The 21,295-nt window shown below is 39.7% G+C and carries 16 protein-coding genes, 1 pseudogene and 1 riboswitch; of the genes and pseudogenes, 16 read left to right on the forward strand and 1 reads right to left on the reverse strand.

Going from position 1 to position 21,295, the window contains the following annotated elements:
* Positions 1-31 precede the first annotated feature (31 nt).
* The 13 genes and pseudogenes from MPH60_RS00400 (at position 32) to MPH60_RS00455 (ending at position 14,436) form a co-directional block, all read left to right on the forward strand.
* A complete protein-coding gene (locus MPH60_RS00400; protein ID WP_241594827.1) occupies positions 32-1,471 on the forward strand; it encodes a sodium:solute symporter in 1,440 nt (479 codons plus the stop codon).
* A 24-nt stretch (positions 1,472-1,495) separates the two neighbouring features.
* A complete protein-coding gene (locus MPH60_RS00405) occupies positions 1,496-2,275 on the forward strand; it encodes a class II aldolase/adducin family protein (protein ID WP_272492873.1) in 780 nt (259 codons plus the stop codon).
* Between the two features lie 73 nt (positions 2,276-2,348).
* Positions 2,349-3,338 (forward strand): D-2-hydroxyacid dehydrogenase, encoded by a 990-nt coding sequence (locus MPH60_RS00410; RefSeq protein WP_241594824.1) that lies wholly within the window; start codon positions 2,349-2,351, stop codon positions 3,336-3,338.
* Between the two features lie 156 nt (positions 3,339-3,494).
* The gene (locus MPH60_RS27935; RefSeq protein ID WP_220126990.1) at positions 3,495-3,587 is read left to right on the forward strand and encodes a putative holin-like toxin; all 93 of its coding nucleotides are present in this window, start codon (positions 3,495-3,497) and stop codon (positions 3,585-3,587) included.
* 849 nt (positions 3,588-4,436) lie between these two features.
* Complete coding sequence (locus MPH60_RS00415) at positions 4,437-5,009, forward strand: TetR/AcrR family transcriptional regulator (RefSeq protein ID WP_241594823.1); 573 nt, start codon at positions 4,437-4,439, stop codon at positions 5,007-5,009.
* Positions 5,010-5,070: 61 nt separating this feature from the next.
* Positions 5,071-6,501: an MDR family MFS transporter gene (locus MPH60_RS00420; protein ID WP_241594822.1), complete on the forward strand. Its 1,431-nt coding sequence runs from the start codon at positions 5,071-5,073 to the stop codon at positions 6,499-6,501.
* A gap of 201 nt (positions 6,502-6,702) precedes the next feature.
* Positions 6,703-7,749: pseudogene (locus MPH60_RS00425) on the forward strand (alkene reductase); the annotation flags it as partial.
* Positions 7,750-7,890: 141 nt separating this feature from the next.
* Positions 7,891-8,412: a topology modulation protein gene (locus MPH60_RS00430; RefSeq protein WP_241594826.1), complete on the forward strand. Its 522-nt coding sequence runs from the start codon at positions 7,891-7,893 to the stop codon at positions 8,410-8,412.
* Between the two features lie 248 nt (positions 8,413-8,660).
* A complete protein-coding gene (locus MPH60_RS00435) occupies positions 8,661-9,260 on the forward strand; it encodes an undecaprenyl-diphosphatase (RefSeq protein WP_245406225.1) in 600 nt (199 codons plus the stop codon).
* Positions 9,261-10,001: 741 nt separating this feature from the next.
* The gene (locus MPH60_RS00440; protein ID WP_241589398.1) at positions 10,002-11,300 is read left to right on the forward strand and encodes a hypothetical protein; all 1,299 of its coding nucleotides are present in this window, start codon (positions 10,002-10,004) and stop codon (positions 11,298-11,300) included.
* 231 nt (positions 11,301-11,531) lie between these two features.
* Positions 11,532-12,704, forward strand: a complete 1,173-nt coding sequence (locus MPH60_RS00445; RefSeq protein ID WP_241589427.1) for an amidohydrolase — start codon at positions 11,532-11,534, stop codon at positions 12,702-12,704.
* Between the two features lie 11 nt (positions 12,705-12,715).
* Positions 12,716-12,916 carry a DUF3311 domain-containing protein gene (locus MPH60_RS00450; protein ID WP_241589397.1) on the forward strand — a complete coding sequence of 67 codons (201 nt, stop codon included), beginning with the start codon at positions 12,716-12,718 and terminating at the stop codon, positions 12,914-12,916.
* Positions 12,913-14,436, forward strand: coding sequence for a sodium:solute symporter family protein (locus MPH60_RS00455; protein ID WP_241589396.1), 1,524 nt, complete (start codon positions 12,913-12,915; stop codon positions 14,434-14,436). Before MPH60_RS00450 ends, MPH60_RS00455 begins: the two co-directional genes overlap by 4 nt.
* A gap of 303 nt (positions 14,437-14,739) precedes the next feature.
* On the opposite strand, the gene MPH60_RS27655 is transcribed toward MPH60_RS00455, so the two are convergent.
* Positions 14,740-14,868 (reverse strand): hypothetical protein, encoded by a 129-nt coding sequence (locus tag MPH60_RS27655; protein WP_272492785.1) that lies wholly within the window; start codon positions 14,866-14,868, stop codon positions 14,740-14,742.
* Positions 14,869-15,794: 926 nt separating this feature from the next.
* Positions 15,795-15,960, forward strand: a riboswitch (M-box (ykoK) riboswitch).
* A 249-nt stretch (positions 15,961-16,209) separates the two neighbouring features.
* On the opposite strand from MPH60_RS27655, the gene mgtE reads away from it, so the two are divergent.
* From mgtE to MPH60_RS00470, 3 genes are all read left to right on the forward strand, one after another.
* Positions 16,210-17,568 (forward strand): magnesium transporter, encoded by a 1,359-nt coding sequence (mgtE, locus tag MPH60_RS00460; protein WP_241589395.1) that lies wholly within the window; start codon positions 16,210-16,212, stop codon positions 17,566-17,568.
* Positions 17,569-17,931: 363 nt separating this feature from the next.
* A complete protein-coding gene (locus MPH60_RS00465; RefSeq protein WP_241615837.1) occupies positions 17,932-18,960 on the forward strand; it encodes an NADP-dependent oxidoreductase in 1,029 nt (342 codons plus the stop codon).
* Between the two features lie 248 nt (positions 18,961-19,208).
* The gene (locus MPH60_RS00470; RefSeq protein ID WP_241589393.1) at positions 19,209-21,161 is read left to right on the forward strand and encodes an FUSC family protein; all 1,953 of its coding nucleotides are present in this window, start codon (positions 19,209-19,211) and stop codon (positions 21,159-21,161) included.
* Positions 21,162-21,295: the final 134 nt, after the last annotated feature.

Consider the following 21,295-nt stretch of genomic DNA (forward strand, 5'->3'; position numbering starts at 1 on the left):
GAACAATACAAGCCCAAAAGGAGATGTGTACATGCATATTTTGGATATATCGATCATGATTCTATATTTTTCTGTTTTAATCATTGTGGGAGTAATCGGATCCAGACGGGCAAAAACAGCAGATGATTTCATTGTAGCAGGACGTAATCTTGGTCATTTTATGTATTTATCTTGTTTAGCTGCTGTGATATTAGGGGGTGCTTCTACTCTAGGAACAGCAAAGTTAGGTTATCAGTTTGGGATATCCGGTATTTGGCTAGTGGTGATGATTGGGCTCGGCATAATCGCTATCGGGTTGTTTTTAACAAATAAGATATTTAATTTAAAAGTATTGACGATCAGTGAAATGCTTGAGAAGCGATACAACTCTCAGACAAGATTGATCAGTGCACTTGTCTCTGTTATCTATACATTCATGCTGACTGTAACGCAAGTGATTGGGATGGGGACCATTTTACATGTTTTGGCTGGCTGGAATTTAACGATTTCCATGATTGTCGGGGGTGGGATCGTCTTATTTTATACAATATTAGGTGGTATGTGGTCAGTCACCATGACTGATGTCGTGCAATTCGTCATCATGACGATCGGCATTTTCTTTATCATGCTTCCGATGAGCATCTCTAAGGCAGGAGGGTGGGGCTCACTTAAAGAAAATCTCCCTGCCTCACATTTCGAGCTAGGCAACATTGGCGGAGAAACAATTTTTCAATATTTCCTACTATTTACTCTAGGGGTAGTTGTTGGCCAAGATATTTGGCAGCGTCTTTTTACCGCACGAACCAAAGCTGTTTCTCGTGGCGGAACGGTTGGAGCGGGACTATATAGTGTTTTTTATGCGATTGCAATCAGTATCATTGGAATGTGCGCTTTTATTATCCTTCCTGATTTAGGCGATCCTCAAAATGCATTTACCAGTATAGCGATGGAAACTTTACCTGTTGGTCTATTGGGGGTTGTGATTGCGAGTGTGGTATCGGCCCTTATGTCCACTGCTTCAGGAACTTTGCTTGCTTCGTCCACTTTAGTTGTTAATGACATCATTAAAAAATATATTGGTCCAAAAATGAGTGAACGACAATTTTTAAAAACATCCCGAATTACAACTTTAACGATTGGTGTATTAACCATAATCGTTTCGATATGGATTCAAGATATTTTAGTTGCATTGGATGTAGCTTACGCAATTTTATCCGGTGCTGTGTTCTTTCCGATCATCCTTGGTTTCTTTTGGAAAAGGGTCACGGCTACAGCGGCATTTTACTCGATTCTGGCCAGCATGATCGTTATCATTGTCGGATTGGTGATTAATGGACCTTCCTCCACTCAACCAATCCTGTACGGGCTCGCTACTAGTTTTGTCGTCATTACTACGATCACTCTCCTAAGTCCGAATAATGATAACAAGAACAAAAGTGAAGTAAAGCAAGATATAAAGGGTAAAGCTGACATGGACACAATGGCTAATTGATGGTTCGGCAAAAAAACGGAAAAATTGAGGAGGAAAGTAAAAATGACAAAGACAATTTCCCTGCAACCGGCAACATTCAATACATTGGAAGAAGAGCGCATTCACAGGAAGCAACGGTTGGCAGCTTCATTCCGTCTTTTTTCAAAGTTTGGTTTCGATGAAGGGATAGCTGGCCATATTACGGTCCGGGATCCTAAATATACAGACCATTTCTGGGTTAATCCGTTTGGGATGCATTTTAGTCAAATTTCCGTTTCGGATCTTATATTGGTCAATCATAAAGGTGATATTGTAGAGGGTGAGCATTCCGTGAATGGTGCTGCCTTTGCCATTCATTCTGAAATTCATAAAGCGCGACCGGACGCCATTGCAGCGGCACATGCTCATTCAGTCTATGGAAAGACATGGTCTTCCTTAGGGAGACTGTTAGACCCGATTACGCAAGATGCCTGCCAATTTTACAGAGATCATGCATTATTTGATGATTTTACGGGTGTGGTTTATGCATCCGAAGAAGGGAAACGCATTGCTAAGGCTTTAGGTCAATATAAAGCTGTCATTCTCCGCAACCATGGATTGTTAACTGTAGGACAGTCTGTAGATTCAGCAGCGTGGTGGTTCATAACGATGGAACGGTCATGTCAAGCACAGATAATGGCTGAGTCTGTAGGTAAGCCTATTTTTATAGAAGAAGAGTATGCAAAGTTAACGGCAGAACAAACGGGAACGGAATATGAGGGATGGCTGAGTTTTCAGCCTCTTTGGGACAGAATCAGAAAAGAGCAGCCAGATTTCTTGAAGTGACCATAAAGCAAGGCATGGTCTAATCCGCAACGGATTGCTTTTCCATAAAAGAGGGTCTTGAGGAGGTTTTATAATGTCCGGTTCTAAGAAAACAGCACCTTCACTTTATATCAGGGTCGATATACCGGAAAAATACATCAATCAGTTTAAGGAGATTTGTTCAGAAGTTGTTGTCGAGCCATGGGAATTCGGTGAACCTGAACCACAGCCAACAGTTGATCTATCAAAGTTTGATGTCATTTATACGCTGGGGCTTCATGATAATCTTAACATTATAAAAAAAGCTCCAACGATTAAATGGGTCCATTCAGACACTGCTGGAGTGGAAGCCATGCTGAATGAAGATATACAAAACAGCGATGTCATCATCACCAATGTCAAAGGCTGCACATCTGTCCCGATAGCGGAGCATACAATAGCGATGCTGTCTTCATTAGCAAGAGGTGTACCCACAATGATCAGAAATCAAATAAACAAAACTTGGGTTGAAATTCCTGTGAAAGATCTCGAGAATGCGACAGTGGGGATAATTGGGTATGGTGATATTGGCTATGAGATAGCAAAGAGATGTAAAGCACTGGGTATGACCGTTATCGGGTGCCGCCGGAATCCCTCCAAGAGGAACACAGAATATGAACCTGCTGATTTGATAATGGGAATGGATCAAGTGGATGAGGTCCTTTCCAGGTCCGACTTTGTCGTCATGGCCCTTCCGTTTACAAAAGATACATCATACTTTTTTAATAAAGAACGCTTAAATAAAATGAAAAAAGGCAGCTATGTAATTAATGTCGGCCGAGGTAATACGATTGTTGATGAAGATTTAATTCATTCCTTGAGCAATGGGCACATAGCAGGAGCGGCTCTAGATGTGTTTGAAGTAGAACCTTTACCTAAGGACCACCCTTTCTGGCAGCTGGAAAATGTCATGATTTCCCCACATAATGCTTACAACTCTTCCAAACACCTAGATCGGGTAATGGAATTATTCCTGAAAAATTTAAAGCTTTATTCTGACGGTAAACCCCTAATGAACGTTGTAGAAAAAAAACTTGGTTATTAACAGCAATCGGTCTTTTGAAAAGAAATTCGAATGGAGTACAAGGGCAGACCCTGATTGGGTTTGCTTATTTTTTGTTTAAAAGCCACTGCTTCATCTTTTTCTTGTATAGGACAATCTCTGATCAGGAAAAGCTTGATATAAGGAGGCGATGTATGAATGGGTACTTTCGAAGTTATTTCCCTGATGCTAAGCTTTGGCATGTTTGTAATTGCTATTCTTGATTTCAAAAATCATGACAAGAATCCTTGAAGATAAAGATGGCCGGCCGATTATTTTGATTATAAATGGAAGCGTTTTAGTGGATTGTAGGATTCCTCGATTTTTTGCAAGAGCACCATTATGAGGTGTTCATCAGACTGTAGACAAACTCGATGAAAACTCAGTTTGCCTGCAGTTTTTTATTTAAGAAGTTCAGTTGATTTCAGAAATCCGCTCCCTTTCCGCAGACTGTCTGCCAAGCCTCCTCGGCGGAGCGCCTGTGGTGTCTCGTCTAGTCAGTTTTTCGGCAGGAGTGTCGCCAATTTCTTCAATCCGATGAGGCTTGCAGTAAAAAAACATAAAGACCGGAGCACAGTATCTGATTCGCTGCACTATCTTGGGCCGTTGACGCAGTTTTTCGATCTAAACCACACTTTATTCAGTCATTCACACACAATATTTGACCTACCCCGCACAGAATTCGGCCGTTGGGGCCCTGTATTCGACCTACCCCGCACAGAATTCGGCCGTTGGGGCCCTGTATTCGACCTACCCCGCACAGAATTCGGCCGTTGAGGCCCTATATTCGACCTACCCCGCACAGAATTCGGCCGTTGAGGCCCTATATTCGACCTACCCCGCACAGAATTCGGCCGTTGAGGCCCTATATTCGACCTACCCCGCAAAGTATTCGGCCGTTGGGGCCCTGTATTCGACCTACCCCGCAAAGTATTCGGCCGTTGAGGCCCTATATTCGACCGTTCACAAGTTTTTTTCGGTCTTCACCTTATTATGAGGTGGTTTTCAATCCATTCATGAGTATCATTTTTGACAAAACAATGATAGACAAGTATAGTCTCTAATAGACCGGTTGATATAATTTTAAGGAGTGATCCAGCTATGGCAGAGAAACGAAACTCTAAAGACATTCTTATTGAAGCTGCTTCCCGACTTTTTCGAATACGTGGATATTATGGTGTAGGGCTTAAGGACATTATTGAGGAAAGCGGAATCCCAAAAGGTTCTCTGTATCATTATTTTCCGAAAGGCAAAGAAGAATTGGCGATAGAGGCGATTATTCATACAAAAGAATTCGTGATAGATGAAATTCAACGGGGGTTTGATGAAATCGATGATCCCATAAAAGCCATTCAGGCTCATATTTTTCAATTATCCGAGGTATTTGGTGATAGTGAAAACCTATTAGGACTGCCAATCGGAACGATTGCAGCAGAAACATATACGACGAGTGAGCAGATAAGAACGGCCTGCCAAGAAGCGATAGAAGATTGGCAATCTATATATGTGAAGAAATTACTCGAAGCGGAATTCAGTGAGAAACGGGCAAAAGAATTGAGTATCGTAATTAATGCTTTAATTGAAGGCGGTATCCTTTTATCCTTAACGGCGAAAAGCGGGGAACCTCTCCATGCCATTGCCGAACAGATACCATTATTGCTGATAAATAAATAAGTCATACGGAAAAATTATCTTAAGCTTAGGTCGAACAGTTAGTAATTGGAGGAAAAATTTTATGTCTACAGATGCAACACAGCAACAAAAAACAGTCATTAGAACGACTCCCATTTTAATAGCATTTTTAATTGCAGGGTTCATTGGGTTATTCAGTGAGACGGCATTAAACATGGCGCTGGGCGATCTAATACAAGAGTTCAATGTCAGTCCTTCCACCGTGCAATGGCTGACAACGGGTTACCTATTAACGTTGGGGATACTGGTTCCCGTTTCGGGACTCTTGATCCAGTGGTTCAATACTCGTCAATTATTCATTGCCTCAATGGTGTTCTCCATCATTGGGACGCTCATTGCAGCAATTGCACCCGGGTTTGGCATCTTGATGCTAGCCCGTGTCATCCAGGCAATCGGAACGGGTCTTTTATTGCCTCTCATGTTCAATACCATCCTATTGATTTTCCCTATTCATAAAAGGGGAGCGACGATGGGATTGATGGGGCTGGTGATCATGTTTGCCCCAGCAATCGGGCCGACGGTTTCAGGTTTGATTATTGAAAACCTGAAGTGGAATTACATTTTCTGGGTGTCTTTGCCGTTCTTTGTGATCGCTTTACTATTCGGCCTCAAATATATGCAAAACGTTTCAATAATCACCAAACCAAAAATTGATGTACCATCCATTATTTTATCGACCATTGGTTTTGGCGGAATTGTTTATGGCTTTAGTATTGTCGGAGAACAAGGATGGAGCAATGCGATAGTTCTTTCTTCGATCATTGTTGGACTTATAGCGCTATTCTTGTTTGCCGTAAGACAATTCAACATGGATAAACCGATGATTGACTTACGCGTTTTTAAATACCCGATGTTCACATTAGGTTTAATAACCGTCTTCATCACCTTCATGGTCATCATGTCATCCATGATTCTCTTACCCCTATACCTGCAAACAGGGCTTACATTAGCTGCGTTTTCTGCTGGGCTTGTACTATTACCGGGTGGAGTGCTTAATGGTATCATGTCTCCGGTTACGGGGCGCATTTTTGATAAGTTCGGGCCAAGAGGGTTAGTGATCCCTGGCTTCATTATCATGATTGTCATGTTATGGACTTTGACGAACGTAACGACTGAAACGACGATCATTATGGTAGTCGTCATGCATTCCCTCCTTATGATTGGTGTTTCGATGGTCATGATGCCGGCCCAGACAAATGGGCTGAATCAACTGCCGAAAAAACTTTATCCGGATGGAACGGCTCTAATGAATACATTGCAACAAGTATCAGGGGCCATCGGTACAACCGTTGCCATTACAATCATGTCAGCATCCCAAAAAAGTTATATGGCAGATGCAGAAGATCCGTTCGATCCATCTGCCATTAGCGGTTCATTGACTGCAGGCGTTCAGGATGCCTTTATTTTCGGTCTTGTCCTAGCAATCATTGGTTTGATCGTGTCCTTTTTTATCAGAACAGCGCGAGACCAATAAGATATTAAAGTAAATTAGCCAGCAGGGAAATTCTCTGTCTGGCTTTTTCATTGGTCTTTATTACCATATTTTATCAAAAGCTCTAAAATCAGAGTGAATTATTTGAAAATTAACCACTTATCGGATAATCTTACACAATGATAGTTACTAAATTTAGCTCAGGTAAAGCGGTTAACAGGAGGGACTTAAATGAAAACAATAAAAACCAAAATGTTTGAACCTGCAACAATAGGCGCATGGAACTTAAAAACAAGAACGGCTATGGCTCCTATGACACGGGCTTTTGCCGATAACGAAACTGGTGTTGTAAATGACCTGACCGTAGAATATTACCGAAAACGGGCTCAAGATGGAATCGGACTTATCATTACTGAAGGTGTAGTGATTTCACCAAGAGCAAAGGGCAATCCTGGAGTTCCCGGTATATATACTCAAGAGCAAATCAACGGATGGAAAAAAGTAACGGAAGCAGTACACGCTGAAGGCGGAACGATTATTGCGCAAATCTGGCATGTGGGCCGTGCAAGTCACCATGAAATAGCAGGAGGACTTCCTCCACAGGCTCCGTCACCTATCGCTGCAGAAGGAAAGGTTTCACGATTCGGCAAACCTTTTGACACTCCTGAAGAAATGACAGAGACGGATATTGCAGAAGTTGTGAATCAATATAAACAAGCTGCAAAGAATGCAATGGATGCTGGCTTTGACGGCGTTGAAATTCATGGTGCACACGGCTACTTAATAGACCAGTTCAATTCTGACACCTCCAATAAAAGGACCGATCGGTACGGTGGTGATTTAAAAGAGCGCCTGACTTTTATGAAGGAAGTGCTAAAAGCAGTTATTGATGCGGTTGGAGTGGAACGGACCCTTATTCGTTTCTCGGCTTTGAAAATTGACCAGCCATCTTACATGTGGGAAGACCCTGAAAAAGCGATCCAAACATTTATTGAAGCGTTCAATGAAGCAGGAGTCAAAATGATTCACCCATCCACGATGGAATTTACCAAACCGATTGCAAGAGGATTGACCATGCATGAATTGGTACGCAGTCATTGGGATGGAATTATAGTCGGTGTGGGAGGGCTTGATCCTGAAACAGCAGAAGCTGCACTGGAAAAAGGCATCATTGACGTTGCGGCGATTGGACGTCCGCTTTTAGCCAACCCGGATTATCTGGCACGAATCAAGCAAGATGAAAAACTTGTTGATTATGAGGCGAAGAAACATTTAGGGCAACTGATTTAATAAAGATGAGATATAAGGAAGGGCTTGTTCATGACAGGACACCGCAGCAACCATACTTCCTTTTCTATCACTGATGCGATTCTTCTTCAAGAAGGGTCGCCTTTTCTTATGAACATAAAAGGGAGAGTGGATGGTATATCAATGGAACGTATCATGGTTGTCGGAGTGTCCGCGGGTGTCGGAAAATCTACTTTTGCAAGAAGACTTGGAGATACTTTGAATATCGAGGTACATCATTTGGATACATACTACTGGAGGCCCGGCTGGGTGGAAGCTCCATTAGAGGATTTTATTTCTGCTCAGAAGGAAATATTGAGTCATGACAAGTGGATCATGGAGGGCAATTATAGTAATTCTATTAAGTTACGTTCGGAGCTTGCCGATACGATTATTTATTTAGAACTTCCTCTCCGTGTTTGTCTTTACCGTGTTATAAAACGATGGTTGTCTTATCTAGGTAAAACAAGACCGGATATGGGCAAAGGCTGCAATGAAAAATTAGACTGGCAGTTTGTTAAATTTATCATGACCACCTACTTTCCTCGCAAGAAAGAAATGAAAGCCAGATTTGCCGATCTTCAAAAGAGTGACCCTGACAAGGTAATAGTTATTTTAAAAAGCAAGAAAGAAATTGAAGGATATGTGTTGAATGTGAAGGGATAAGCTTCTTCCTATTAATTTTTATGATACTTAGAGATTTCCAGAGTTAATATAAAGCCAAAATGGAAAAGGGAATGATAAATCAAATTTGTACTTGAGTATTGGTATACATGTATTATCAATGTTGATGATGGACTTTCTTTCTTAAAGATGTAAAATATAGATTTAATTGAAGTTCATCTTATATACATAATCGAGCTTAATGAAGGATAACGTGACAATACAATCAGGAGGAAATTGCTTTGTCTGAAATGAATAGTAAATTGTTTAGAATGATTAATAATCTAGGTAAACAATACCCTGATTTAAATCCTTTCTTTGTATTCATCGCTGAATACATGATTTTTTTCTTAGTATTGGCAGTCCTGGTATTTTTGTTTTCTCGAAGAAATAAAAATAGAATCATGGTAATCTGTGCATTTATTACACTGGTTCTCTCAGAAATATTGGCGAAAATAGCAGGACAATTCCACACGAATTATCAACCATTTGCTGAGTTGCCCAACGTTAATAAGTTAGTTGAAAAAGCAGTCAATAATTCCTTTCCAAGCGACCATACGATCATATTTTTTTCATTTTGTATAACCTTCTGGTTATTCAAAAGAGGTTGGGGGTTTTTATGGGGAATTTTGGCTGTCCTTGTAGGTATTTCGCGAATTTGGGTAGGTGTCCATTATCCAGCAGATGTTCTTGTCGGAGCCATCATAAGTATCGTTTCAGCCACAATCGTTTACCAACTTGTTCTTAAGTTAAGTCTTACTAAGAAATTTTTAGGAAATCAAGCAGAGGGCGAACAGTCCATTCTATCTGCCCTTTCCAAACAAAAGGAAGGTAACTCAAAGGACTTTTAAAAAAGAGTTTCCTAATATACTACCAAATTAGCAGACCAAATCGATCATTGTTTCACTAGCACTTGTTGTTATAAGCCTTGTTTCAAGAACCGAACGGAAAGAAGCAAGAAGCAAATGGAGCAGGACAGAAAATGATGTATTTATAAACAAAAGAGATACTTCTGATGTTTTTTTGATAAAAGAACTATTAAACATTAGTTTATAATTACCATTCTTCAACTAAAAGGTCGATAGTAACAAAGGGTTGCTGCGGCAACCTTTTTCTTATGGTAGTGTTTAGTTTTGAGGGAGTTTAGTTTAATAAGTTCAAATAATAAGATAAAAGAAATAATGGCGAATATTGGGCAAATGGATAACTAAAAAACAATACAATTTTGGTTTGAACAAATACCAGATAGTCTTCAGTCTTACTTAAACTTAAAAGAAGATAAGTTTAATGAGTTGGAAAAGTAGTAATGTATCATTTGATTAACGTATACAACGTATTTTTCCTTCATGTTGCATGATAAAATGATATAAAAGAGAAAAGTTTGGCGAGGGCATGAATACAACTAATCTCTCCTTTTTGCTACTGAAATATGATCAAGAGTAACAAAACAACTTATAACCAGGACTCAATACAAATTGAGCAATAGTTAGACAGCAGAAGAATTAGGACTACGATATCATGACTTAGATTAAACCAGGATATTCTACAAAGAACAATGAATCTATTACAGATGATAAAGGAAGTCGAACTGGATGTATAAAATCGGACTTGTCGGTTTAAAAACTTCTATAGAACAAATTTTAGTATTGGCAGAAGAATATAAACAAGAGTTAGAGTTCATCTCTTTGCCCTATGTAAGGACCGAAGAGGTAGAGAATATTGTAAAGGAACATGATTCTCACGTACATGCATGGCTTTTTTCTGGTCCACTTCCCTATGAAATTGCAAAAAAAACACTAGGTACAGATAAAATACTGGTCCATGTTCCAGCCACAGAATCAGGTTTTTATAAATCCTTTTTAGAGATGATCTACGAACAAGGAAAAATCATTGAGCATCTAAGTATCGATACTATGTCCTCAAATAATATAAGCGAAGAAGCTTTGTCACAGTTGAATATAAAGACCCAAAAGATTTATACGAAAGTTTTTGAGACTGATGTTGATACGGATGAATTGGTACATTTTCACTTGAATTTATGGAATACGGGAAAGACAGAAGGCGCTTTTTCTTGTTTTCCGTCTGTGTGTGAAACTTTAAGGGAATATGGCATTCCAGCCTACCGTATGTCGATGAGTAAGATGGAAATTCGGCAAACGCTTCGAATTCTTTCTGAAAAAGTAAAGACATCCTACTTTAAGGGGACACAAATCGGAGTTGAAATCATTGAAGTCGAATATTTTAACAAAGTGGCAGAGGAAATGAAAACTCCTTATCATTTACAGTACTTGGAGCTTCGGCTAAAAGAAGTGTTGATTCAACTTGGAGAAAAAATAAATGGTTCCTTTTCAGAGAAGGGGAATGGAAGGTACATGATTTTTAGTTCTCGCGGCGCAATTGAACGAGAACTGATAACGCTCGAAGATACCATTCAAAAATTGGCCTTTGAAGCAGATACACCCGTTACCGTAGGAATTGGCTTCGGCGAGACTGCCTATTCAGCGGAAATCAATGCTTTTCGTGCTATTCAACATTCAAAAGAGATGAAAAAGCGTGAAATTGTGATTATTCAAGATGATGGCAAAATTATCGAATCACCAGGCAAAACGAAAGAACTGCAATATGATACCCGTTCCCACAATAAAACCCTTATAGAAAAGTTAAAAAACGGAAACATCAGTGTTAAAACGTATAAGAAAATCTCGGCTCTCGTTCAAAGAATGGGCTGGAGTGATTTTACTACAAAAGACTTAGCGACACATCTTGAGATGACAGAGCGCAATGTACGGCGAATTGTTGCAGATATGTGCGAAGTTGATTTGGCACAATGTATTGGTGAAGAGGCTAATGCCACCCGAGGCAGGCCGAGTAAAATTTATCAATTATTATAAATAACAGGCACCCAATTTGGGTGCTTTTTTATTTCTGCTTTATGTCGTATTAAAAAAATTTAACAAATAGATGCAGTGTGAAAGATAGTTTGGAATTTTCAAAAAATATTGAAATAAAAACCGAAGGAGATTATACTCTATTTAAGGAATTTTTTCCTTAAACTATCCTAAATTAAGGGCTGTTATGTAAATTGAATGAAAAAGGGGTTGTAGTGAGTGTCTCAAACGATAATGATTCATGGTTTGGTCGAGGCTGTTAAAGATGAAGTGGTTGCTTGGAGAAGATATTTACATAAGTATCCGGAGCTTTCTTTTCAAGAAGAAAAAACAGCACAATTTGTTTTTGAAAAGCTGCAAACTTTTGGTGAATTGGAAATTTCACGTCCGACAAAGACGAGTATTATGGCCCGTTTGATCGGTCAGCAGCCTGGGAAGGTCATTGCACTGCGGGCAGATATGGATGCGCTTCCAATTGAAGAAGAGAATGATTTTGACTTTGTGTCACAGAATTCAGGAGTTATGCATGCTTGCGGACATGATGGGCATACGGCGATGCTGCTTGGCACGGCAAAAATTCTCACACAGTTAAAGGATCAAATTAAAGGGGAGGTGCGCTTTTTATTTCAACATGCTGAGGAACTGCCGCCGGGTGGGGCTCAAGAAATGGTGAGAGCCGGTGTGCTGGATGGGGTGGATATGATCATTGGCGCCCATCTCTTGTCGACTCTTCCTTTAGGGAAAATTGGATTGGGTTACGGTCCGGTGATGGCTGGGGCTGATACTTTTAACATTACCGTGGTCGGTAAAGGGGGGCACGCCTCACAGCCTGAACTTACTGTCGACCCCATAGCAATTGGTACACAGGTTGTAGCGAATCTCCAGCACATTGTTTCGAGGTATAGAGATGCCCAGGAAGCCCTGGTGATTTCAGTGACCCAGTTCCATGCTGGAAGTGCGATTAATGTTATTCCAAGTAAGGTTAGCATTGGTGGATCAGTTCGAAGCTTCAAACCGGAACTTCAGGTAGAAATCCCGAATTTTATCGAACGCATACTAAAAGGAGTTACGGAAGCACATGGAGCTACTTATGAATTCAATTATCAGTTTGGTTATGCCCCGACCATTAATGATGAAGAAATTACCCGATTGATGGACGAAACGATCTGTGAAGTATTTGGTGAAGGAAGTCGAGAGATTTTAAAGCCGATTATGGGAAGTGAAGACTTCTCTGCTTTTCAAAAAGTAGTGCCGGGATCTTATATTGGGATTGGCGCCGGAAATGAAGAAAAGGGGATTATTTACCCTCACCATCATCCCAAATTCACAATTGATGAACAGGCTTTGCACTATGGGGTGAAGTTATTTGTTCATGGGACTTTGAAAATGTTAAATCTAAAATACTAGGGGGGAAGAGTTTGAAAAAAATATATTGGCTCGGAATTGTCCCGTTTCTTGGCTTTATTGTAGGCGCTTTGTTTACAAATAAAGTGACTCCCTATGTTCTGGGAATGCCATTTTTTCATTTTTGGATTGTACTCTGGTCTGTACTGACCACAGGTATAATGTGGATTATTTATCTACTGGATCCTGCTAATCAGAAGGGGGATTCAAGATGAATATTGCCGTTTTTTTTATCCTGTTTTTTTTCGTCATTTCTGTTTTGATCGGTATCCAGGCTAAAAAAGGGAAAGAAATGAACTTGGAACAATGGTCGGTTGGAGGACGCGGGATGGGGACCCTATTGATTTTTCTCTTGTCCGCAGGTGAAATGTATACTACCTTTACCTTTTTGGGTGCGAGTGGATCTGCTTATGGGGAAGGGGGTTCCATCTTTAGTATCGTTTCATACGGCTGCCTGGCTACAGTTATCTCCTATTGGACCTTTCCTGCAATCTGGAGGTATGCAAAGAAACACCAATTAGTTTCCCAATCTGACTTTTTTGTAAAAAAATATCAAAGTCCTTATCTTGGTGTGCTTGTTGCAGTTATAGGTGTTGTAGCTTGTACTTGCTACTTAGTCCTGCAATTGAAGGGGTTAGGATATATCGTTTCTGCAACATCATATGGGGCTATTTCTTCTACAGCTGCCATTTGGGTCGGAGCAATTGGCGTTACCATTTTTGTAATGGTTTCCGGTATTCACGGTTCTGCCAGGACAGCTATTTTGAAGGATATTCTGATTCTTGGCATTGTCGTATTTTTAGGAGTTTATTTCCCTCTTCATTATTATGGCGGTCTTCAACCTATGTATGAGGCCATTGAACAAGTAAAGCCAAACTATACCATACTTCCAGATCAAGGAATGAGTGTTTCTTGGTATATATCGACCGTTCTATTAAGCTCTATTGGTTTTTATATGTGGCCGCACGGGTTTTCACCTATTTATGCTGCCTCTAGCGAGAAAGCCCTGCGAAAAAATGCAATCCTAATGCCAATGTACCAATTAATTTTATTGTTTGCCTTTTTTGTTGGATTTGCAGCGATCCTACAGATGCCTGGATTAAAAGGCGGCGAAGCCGATCAAATCTTGCTGCAGCTTTCTAAACAGGATTTTGATCCATGGTTTGTAGGCTTAATCGGTGGTACAGGCGTGTTAGCGGCTCTAGTCCCGAGTTCCATGCTGTTGATGTCAATATCAACATTGCTGGCGAAAAATGTATATAGCGTATTCGCTCCATCAGCAACGGAAAATCAGATTGCAAAGCTGGTAAAATACTTGGTTCCCCTAATTTCTCTTGTAGGGATTTACTTGACCTTTAAAGGTGGAAATTCCCTCTTTAGTCTCGCTTTAATCGCTTATAATTTCATTACACAACTTGCCCCTGCCTTTTTCGCAAGTTTGATGAGAAAGAATTTTGTAACCAAACATGGAGCATTTGCCGGGATAATAACAGGAGGAGTGCTAGTCTCTATTATGGAACTGGGGAACATAAAAATCAGTCAACTATTTCCTAATCTTCCTCAAGCAATTAAAGACCTGAATGTAGGAATTATTGCCCTATTTGTTAATATCGCAGTCTTGGTGGTGGTAAGCCTGATGACAAAAAACATTAATTATACTCATCAAGATACTGATGATTTGGAGACATCAACAGTGGATCACAAGGTCCTATTGCAAAAAGAATCAAATAGCTAACACGAATTTAAATTCACTTCAAGATATGTATATGAAAAGTGAATGCCCTCCAATTAAACTTTTCTGGGAGCGTTTTGTAGGACTGCATTTACAGTTCGGATAGCGCTAATAATGAATTGTCCTTTTGGGAATCAAAGGTGTCCAGTAGACACAGGGTAATTCAGCGAGTCTCCATTTTGGGATTAAAGGGAGAAGGGGTAACTTTGAGAATTGTCCTTTTTGATCTCTTTCTGCCCAATAACTAAGAAGATTATCTACAAATGAAACAAACCGGTATGAATACGGCCGGTTTGTTTCATTTAATTACTCTGTTTTAGAGCTCTGATCTTTATTTCTTTTATTACCTTTGCTGTTGTCCCCACTAACAGGAGTTTGCCCGTGTAATTGCGGTGAATTTTGGTTACGGCTGCCTTTATTAAATTTTTTTGTCATGTCTCACATCTCCTTTCTTTTTTCAAATACAGTTTGTCCCTTTTTGGTGAACTTATGTTTTTCACTTGAAAGGAACATCTTTATCAAGTGATATTTTTCATTCACGGCTAGTAAGGAAGCTCAGTAGGGAGAATAGGTAGAATAATCATTACGTGTTGAAAAAAGGGGCTCAGCTGCATATATCGAGTCAGGTTGGTGGGAGTTGATTACAGAGGACTGAGTTAAAGTCCTAAAACGCTTGTCGGACCTAGATCTGCATTTCGCCTTGAGGGGTTTTTACACAGACAAAGTGTGCAAACTGGCTGTCACGACTGTTGAAAGTTCTAATTATGTAGATGAAATAAATATTATGGAATGTTCGGGAACTAGAGGATCTTTTTTAAACATAAGTTCATTCAAGAGGGGTAAATTACATGGTTCTTACTTTATTTTTAATAAGCTTGCAGTAGTATTTTGTAGCTCTGAAAAAAAGAAAAGTATATACAGATAAATGATTTCAAGGATACATGTGGTATTCCTTTTTAAAGTATGTATAAGCATCTTCATAGTGATCTTCCTTTCTTATTGTAATTTCATTCATTATACTAATGAATGAATACAATATCTTCCTCTATGTTAGATTACCTGCCATTGTTTTTCAGGATGTAAGATTTTGGTGAAAAAGGATCCACCATAAAAAATGGGTGAATTATCATGTTATTTTCACCAATTACCTCGATGGAATATATTTCACGTGCTATTTTGGGATTCCAATAACTGATTTAGGTATGTACTTTATGAAAGATCAGTCGAATGTTTCCTTCACAGACATTCAATAAGACTGCTTTAATCGAGAGCGCCTAAGTCGGAGCTGTTTTGACTATTAGAATTATTTGAATCAAACATTGACATCTAAAAGAAACTCTTTTAGAGTGGATGTGTAAATTAAATATCCTCGTTAGGTGAGGCTCCTGTGTAGGAGATACGCTACTGCCCAAAAATGTCGAAAGACGCCAATGGGTCAACAGAAACCATCGACATAAGGTGGTTTTTAATGTAGCTGGCTTTGTCCTATGCCACACAGTGCTAAAGCTCTACGAATGGAGGAACTGGATTTATGCTTGTATTTATCATTCAGTCATATACGGCTGTTTGTATTTGTCATTCAGACAAAGTACGCATGTAAACCGTATTTCACACCTTCATTTGTAATGGAGGTGTTTTTATTTTTTTTGGATAACTATTCACGACGACATACCCGAGAATGAAAACAAGATTTTGGAAGGGGAATAAATATTTTTTTACTCTTAATATTTAAGGGAAATATTTTTTGGCTCCCCCTAAAAAGGAGTGAGTGACGAAATGATAAAAGTCTTGACGGAAGATCAAATGACTTTACAAATCATAAAGGTTTTAAAAGAAGGAAAAAAGAAAGAATTTCAAGCAATATTAGAAGAACTCCAACCATATGACATTGCGCGAACTTTTGAGGGGCTCCCAGAAAAACACCATACACGCTTCTTGTTATTACTTGATTCAGAACAAATCGCTGAACTGATTCAAGAAGTTGAGAAAGTGCATCAATTAAAAATCCTTAGTAAATTAGGAATAGAGAAATCCGGCCATGTAATGGATTTAATGGATAATGATGATTTAGCTTCATTGTTAGAGGACCTATCCCCTGGAAAAATTGAAGAACTTCTTTCAGGCATGAAACAAGAAGAATCAAAAATCGTTCAAAATATCATGAATTATCCGCCTGAAACGGCAGGGCGAATAATGACAAACCGTTTTGTCTGGATCCCCCAACATTATACGGTTCGTGAATCAGTTGAAAAACTGAAAATCTTTGCGGAGTTTTCGGAAACGATCAATTATCTTTATGTAATAGATCATGATAAAAAATTAGTAGGTGTTGTCTCATATCGGGATTTAATAATACATGATGAATCTGAAAAAATTCAAGATATTATGTATAGCCGGGTTATCTCCGTTTTTGCTTATGAAGACCAAGAAGAGGTAGCTCGTGTTATTGAGCGATATGATTTTTTAGCAATTCCTGTAGTTGAAGAAAATAATGAGTTATTAGGAATTGTAACCGTCGATGATATCATTGACGTTGTCATCAAGGAAGCGAATGAAGATATTGAAAAATTATCGGCATCCGGTAAAGCTATAGACTTTGACACGAAGGCGCACGTGGCCGCATATCGCCGGCTTCCCTGGCTTATTTTACTTTTGTTTATCGGATTAGTGTCTGGAACCATTATAAGCGGTTTTGAAGAAACATTGTCCAAAGTTGTTGCTCTTGCCTTCTTTATGCCGATGATCGCAGGGATGACTGGAAATACAGGTACTCAATCTTTAGCTGTTGTTGTAAGGGGCCTAATCACTAGTGATACGGATAAAGGAGTCGTGACGAGACTTATTATACGGGAATTGAAAGTTGGATTGATAATAGGCATTACCTGTGGAATATTGATTTCCATCATAGCTTATGTTTGGCAGGGAAATCCCGTTCTGGGATTAGTGGTTGGAAGTTCGTTAGTGATGACACTAATTATCGGGACTTTAGCTGGGACCATTATTCCTTTAGTATTATATAAATTCAACATCGATCCTGCAGTAGCTTCCGGTCCGCTAATTACAACACTAAATGATATACTCTCGTTACTTATTTACTTTGGAATTGCCACGATGTTTATTTCAAAATTGATGTAGACGATCCATTAAGTTTTTTAAAGGGCGAACATGGTCTTAATGATTGCAGTACAAATTGTCCAGGCTGATGTTTTAAATCGGGAAAGTGCAATTGAACATCTGCCAAGATAAAAATAGAGTTTTAAGCTGCGGCCTTTTCTCGGTATCCAATCGGGGAAGGCCGTTAAATTTTTCTCAGGAGTGAACCGTATATTGAAATGAAAAACATGGGACATAATAGGCTGTAGCAAGTTTGGGGTTTTCAGGAAAGGCTACATAAAGAGTGTTATGGAAGCAATAGCCAATCATATTCTTTGACCTATGAACTTCATCAGTGATACGCTTCTTTTCGAAATTACGTATTCAAACCAAGGAGGAACAATGATGACACAAACTAAACAACAAGTAATCACCCTGGCAAATCGTCCAAAAGGTATGCCTTCGAAAGGGGATTTCAACTTTGTTGAGAGTGAAGTTCCCACACCAAAGGATAATGAGATTTTAGTACGTACACTATATTTATCTGTCGATCCATACATGCGTGGCAGAATGCAAGATACCAAATCATATATTGCTCCATTTGAATTGAATAAAGTCATTACGGGCGGCGTTGTTGCTGAAGTTGTTGAATCCAAATCGAATTCCTTCAAACAAGGGGATGTCGTTGTTGGAAATATCGACTGGGCAGAATACACAGTTGTTACCGAAAAGGAAATCCGCGTGATTGATCCGAAGGTGGCTCCGGTCACAACTCATTTAGGGATTCTTGGAATGACCGGTTTAACTGCTTACTTTGGTTTGCTTGATATTGGTAAACCTCAAGAAGGTGAAACGGTAGTCGTTTCAGGAGCGGCTGGAGCAGTTGGTTCAGTAGTCGGACAAATTGCTAAGATTAAAGGTGCGAAGGTTGTTGGCATCGCTGGTTCAGATGAAAAACTTGAGTATTTAACGAAAGAGCTAGGATTTGATGGAGCCGTAAACTATAAAAGTGATAGTTTTGCGACAGATTTAGCTAATGCTGTTCCCGATGGAGTCGATATTTATTTCGATAATGTGGGCGGCGAGGTGTCCGATGCTGTTTTCACACTTTTGAATGCAAATGCCCGAATACCATTATGCGGAGCGATTTCCTCGTATAACGCAGAAGGAAAAAATCTAGGACCGCGTCTGCAATCGGCGATGATCAAAACAAGTGCACTAATGAAAGGTTTCACAGTTGGAAATTATGCCGCTAGATTCCAAGAAGGTGCTACGGATTTAGGTAAGTGGCTTCAAGAAGGAAAGCTGAAGTATGAAGAAACGATTATTGAAGGGTTCGAAAACACGCCTGATGCATTTTTAGGTTTGTTTAAAGGAACGAACCTCGGTAAACAGCTTGTAAAAGTTGCGGAACCTGAATTCGCTCAACTATAAGTTTTCTGGAAATAAAGCTGAGGAAGGTCCTTTTTTGTGATTTTTAAGCAGCTTATGACAAAAGCGGCCTTTTTTCGATTTTCAATCGGGGAAAGGCCGTTTTCCTTTCAAGTTAAAATATGATCCTTCATTACCTTTAGTGGTATCTTTTGATCCATATGAAGGATATTAATTATTAGAAGTCACTTCATCAGACATAGCTTTCACTACAGAGGTAATGGAATCTTTAATGAAAGGATAGATTTAAAATGAGTGAAAATAAGCATAGGTCCTCTTCCGAATCTCTGAAATTGGATACGATACATACGACATTTAAACAGGCTTTTGAAATAAAAAAGAATCCATTTCCTTGGATAAAAGCACTAAGTGCAGGTATAGCTGCGGCACTACCTGTTTTCATTGGATTATTATTCGGCAATTTATCGTACGGTTTACTTGCAGGGATAGGAGGTTTCACTTATTTATACGTTTTTAACCAACCGTATCGCCAAAGAGCTAAAAAGATTTTCTTTGTGATGGTGGGTCTTGCTTTATCTGTTATTTTAGGGACGCTTTTGGCTCCATACCAATTAGGAACGGCCATAATGATGGGTATCATCGGGGCCAGTGTTTTTTTTGTATTTGGTGCATTAAAGATAACCGGTCCTTCGGCGGTATTCTTCGTCTTGAGCTTTGCGCTTGCGACAGGTATGCCCGTTGACCAAAGCCTGGCCCCATTGCGTGGTGTCCTCGTTTTAATGGGTGGGGCACTATCATGGATAATCTGTATGTTAGGCTGGTTTTTCAACCCTCATGGACCAGAATCGCTTGCGGTAGAAAAGGTGTACATAGAATTGGGGGCATTCTTTGATTCCATGGGCACCGAGACATTCAATAAAGCAAGACAGAGAACGGTATTGGCGATGAAACACGCTGAAGATACACTGTTAGCGGGGGTTTCAAACAGGCGAAGTAAAGATGAGTTGAAGCGATTATATCTATTGAATGAACATGCAAATGCCATATTCTTGGAGGCTCTGGAGATTACCTTGAACAAAAAGATCGTGATGCCGCCAGAATTAGGTCAATCCGTTCGTGCCTTGGCCGGTTCCATTGCATCTGGAACAAAGAATAAAAAAATGATCCTTCAACCAGACCAAATGACTTATGAGGTGGAAGAGTTATTCATGATGATTTACGATGCAGATGCCATCATGAATGAACCTGTGCATAAAATCGATCAAGCAGCAACCATCTCCAAGCCTTCTTTAAAAACCATTTTTCTTGGGGCGTTCGATAAGAATTCCATTGTTTTCCTCTCTTCCGTTCGATATGGAACAATCCTTACCATTGCGGCAATCATCGCCTATTCTGCCGATTTTAACCGTTCGTACTGGATTCCCTTATCCTGTGCGGCCGTAATGTCGGGTCCGACCATCATCGCCACATTCCATCGGGCGGTCCAAAGGACTTTCGGGACGGTCATCGGACTCCTGATAGCAAGTTTAATTCTAGCAGCCGTCCATAACGAGTTCATCATCGTTCTGATCATTTTATCTTTGACATTCATTACAGAGCTTTTCATCGTTCGGAATTATGGATTGGCGGCGATGTTTTTTACCCCTTCTGCATTGATCATGGCGGAATATTCATCTCAAAGCTATGATTTCGGTTTTTTTGCGACTGTAAGGATAACCGATATTGTCGTTGGAAGCTTGATAGGTCTTCTTGGGTCGCTGTTGCTCGGAAGTCGTTCGGCATCCAGTCTTCTCAATCATTTAATAGCCAAAACGATTCGTAGCCAGGGGCAGCTATTATTGATGGCGTTCTCTGAAAAAGATAATGACCTTGCAATTGATGAAAGCAGTGAAAGGAACAAAATGCAAACAAATATGGTGAATCTATTAACCGTCTACAATGCATCCCTTGGTGAGATATTCAAAAACAAGGCTAGCTTGGAATCTCTTTGGCCCGTTATATTTTCGATAGAACAGTTGGGATATTATCTAAATGCCAGCTTAAAATCCTCTGAACGGCCAATCCTTTCAGAGCGAGAGCTTGCTCAATTGCTGTATGTTTTCGAAACCATGGCGATAGCGGCCGATAAAAGTCGATCACTTACGAATAAAGAAGTGCCAGAAATAGAAGGATACTCAAAAATCCGCCAGGAAATTCTGGACCTGCAAGATGCGCTCCAGTTTTGCGGAGAAGCAACTGGCTAATCAATCCATTGATCCTCTTATGGGAGTTCATATTTGAATCCCTATCCTGAAATGAGTGATTCTTCACCTCTATTAATAGGATGAAATTGGAAGAGTTATAGAAAAGTCTGTAAAAATGCCAGTTTTCATTATAA

The sequence above is a fragment of the Peribacillus sp. Aquil_B1 genome (assembly GCF_022603275.1).
In the GTDB taxonomy this organism is placed as follows: domain Bacteria; phylum Bacillota; class Bacilli; order Bacillales; family DSM-1321; genus Peribacillus.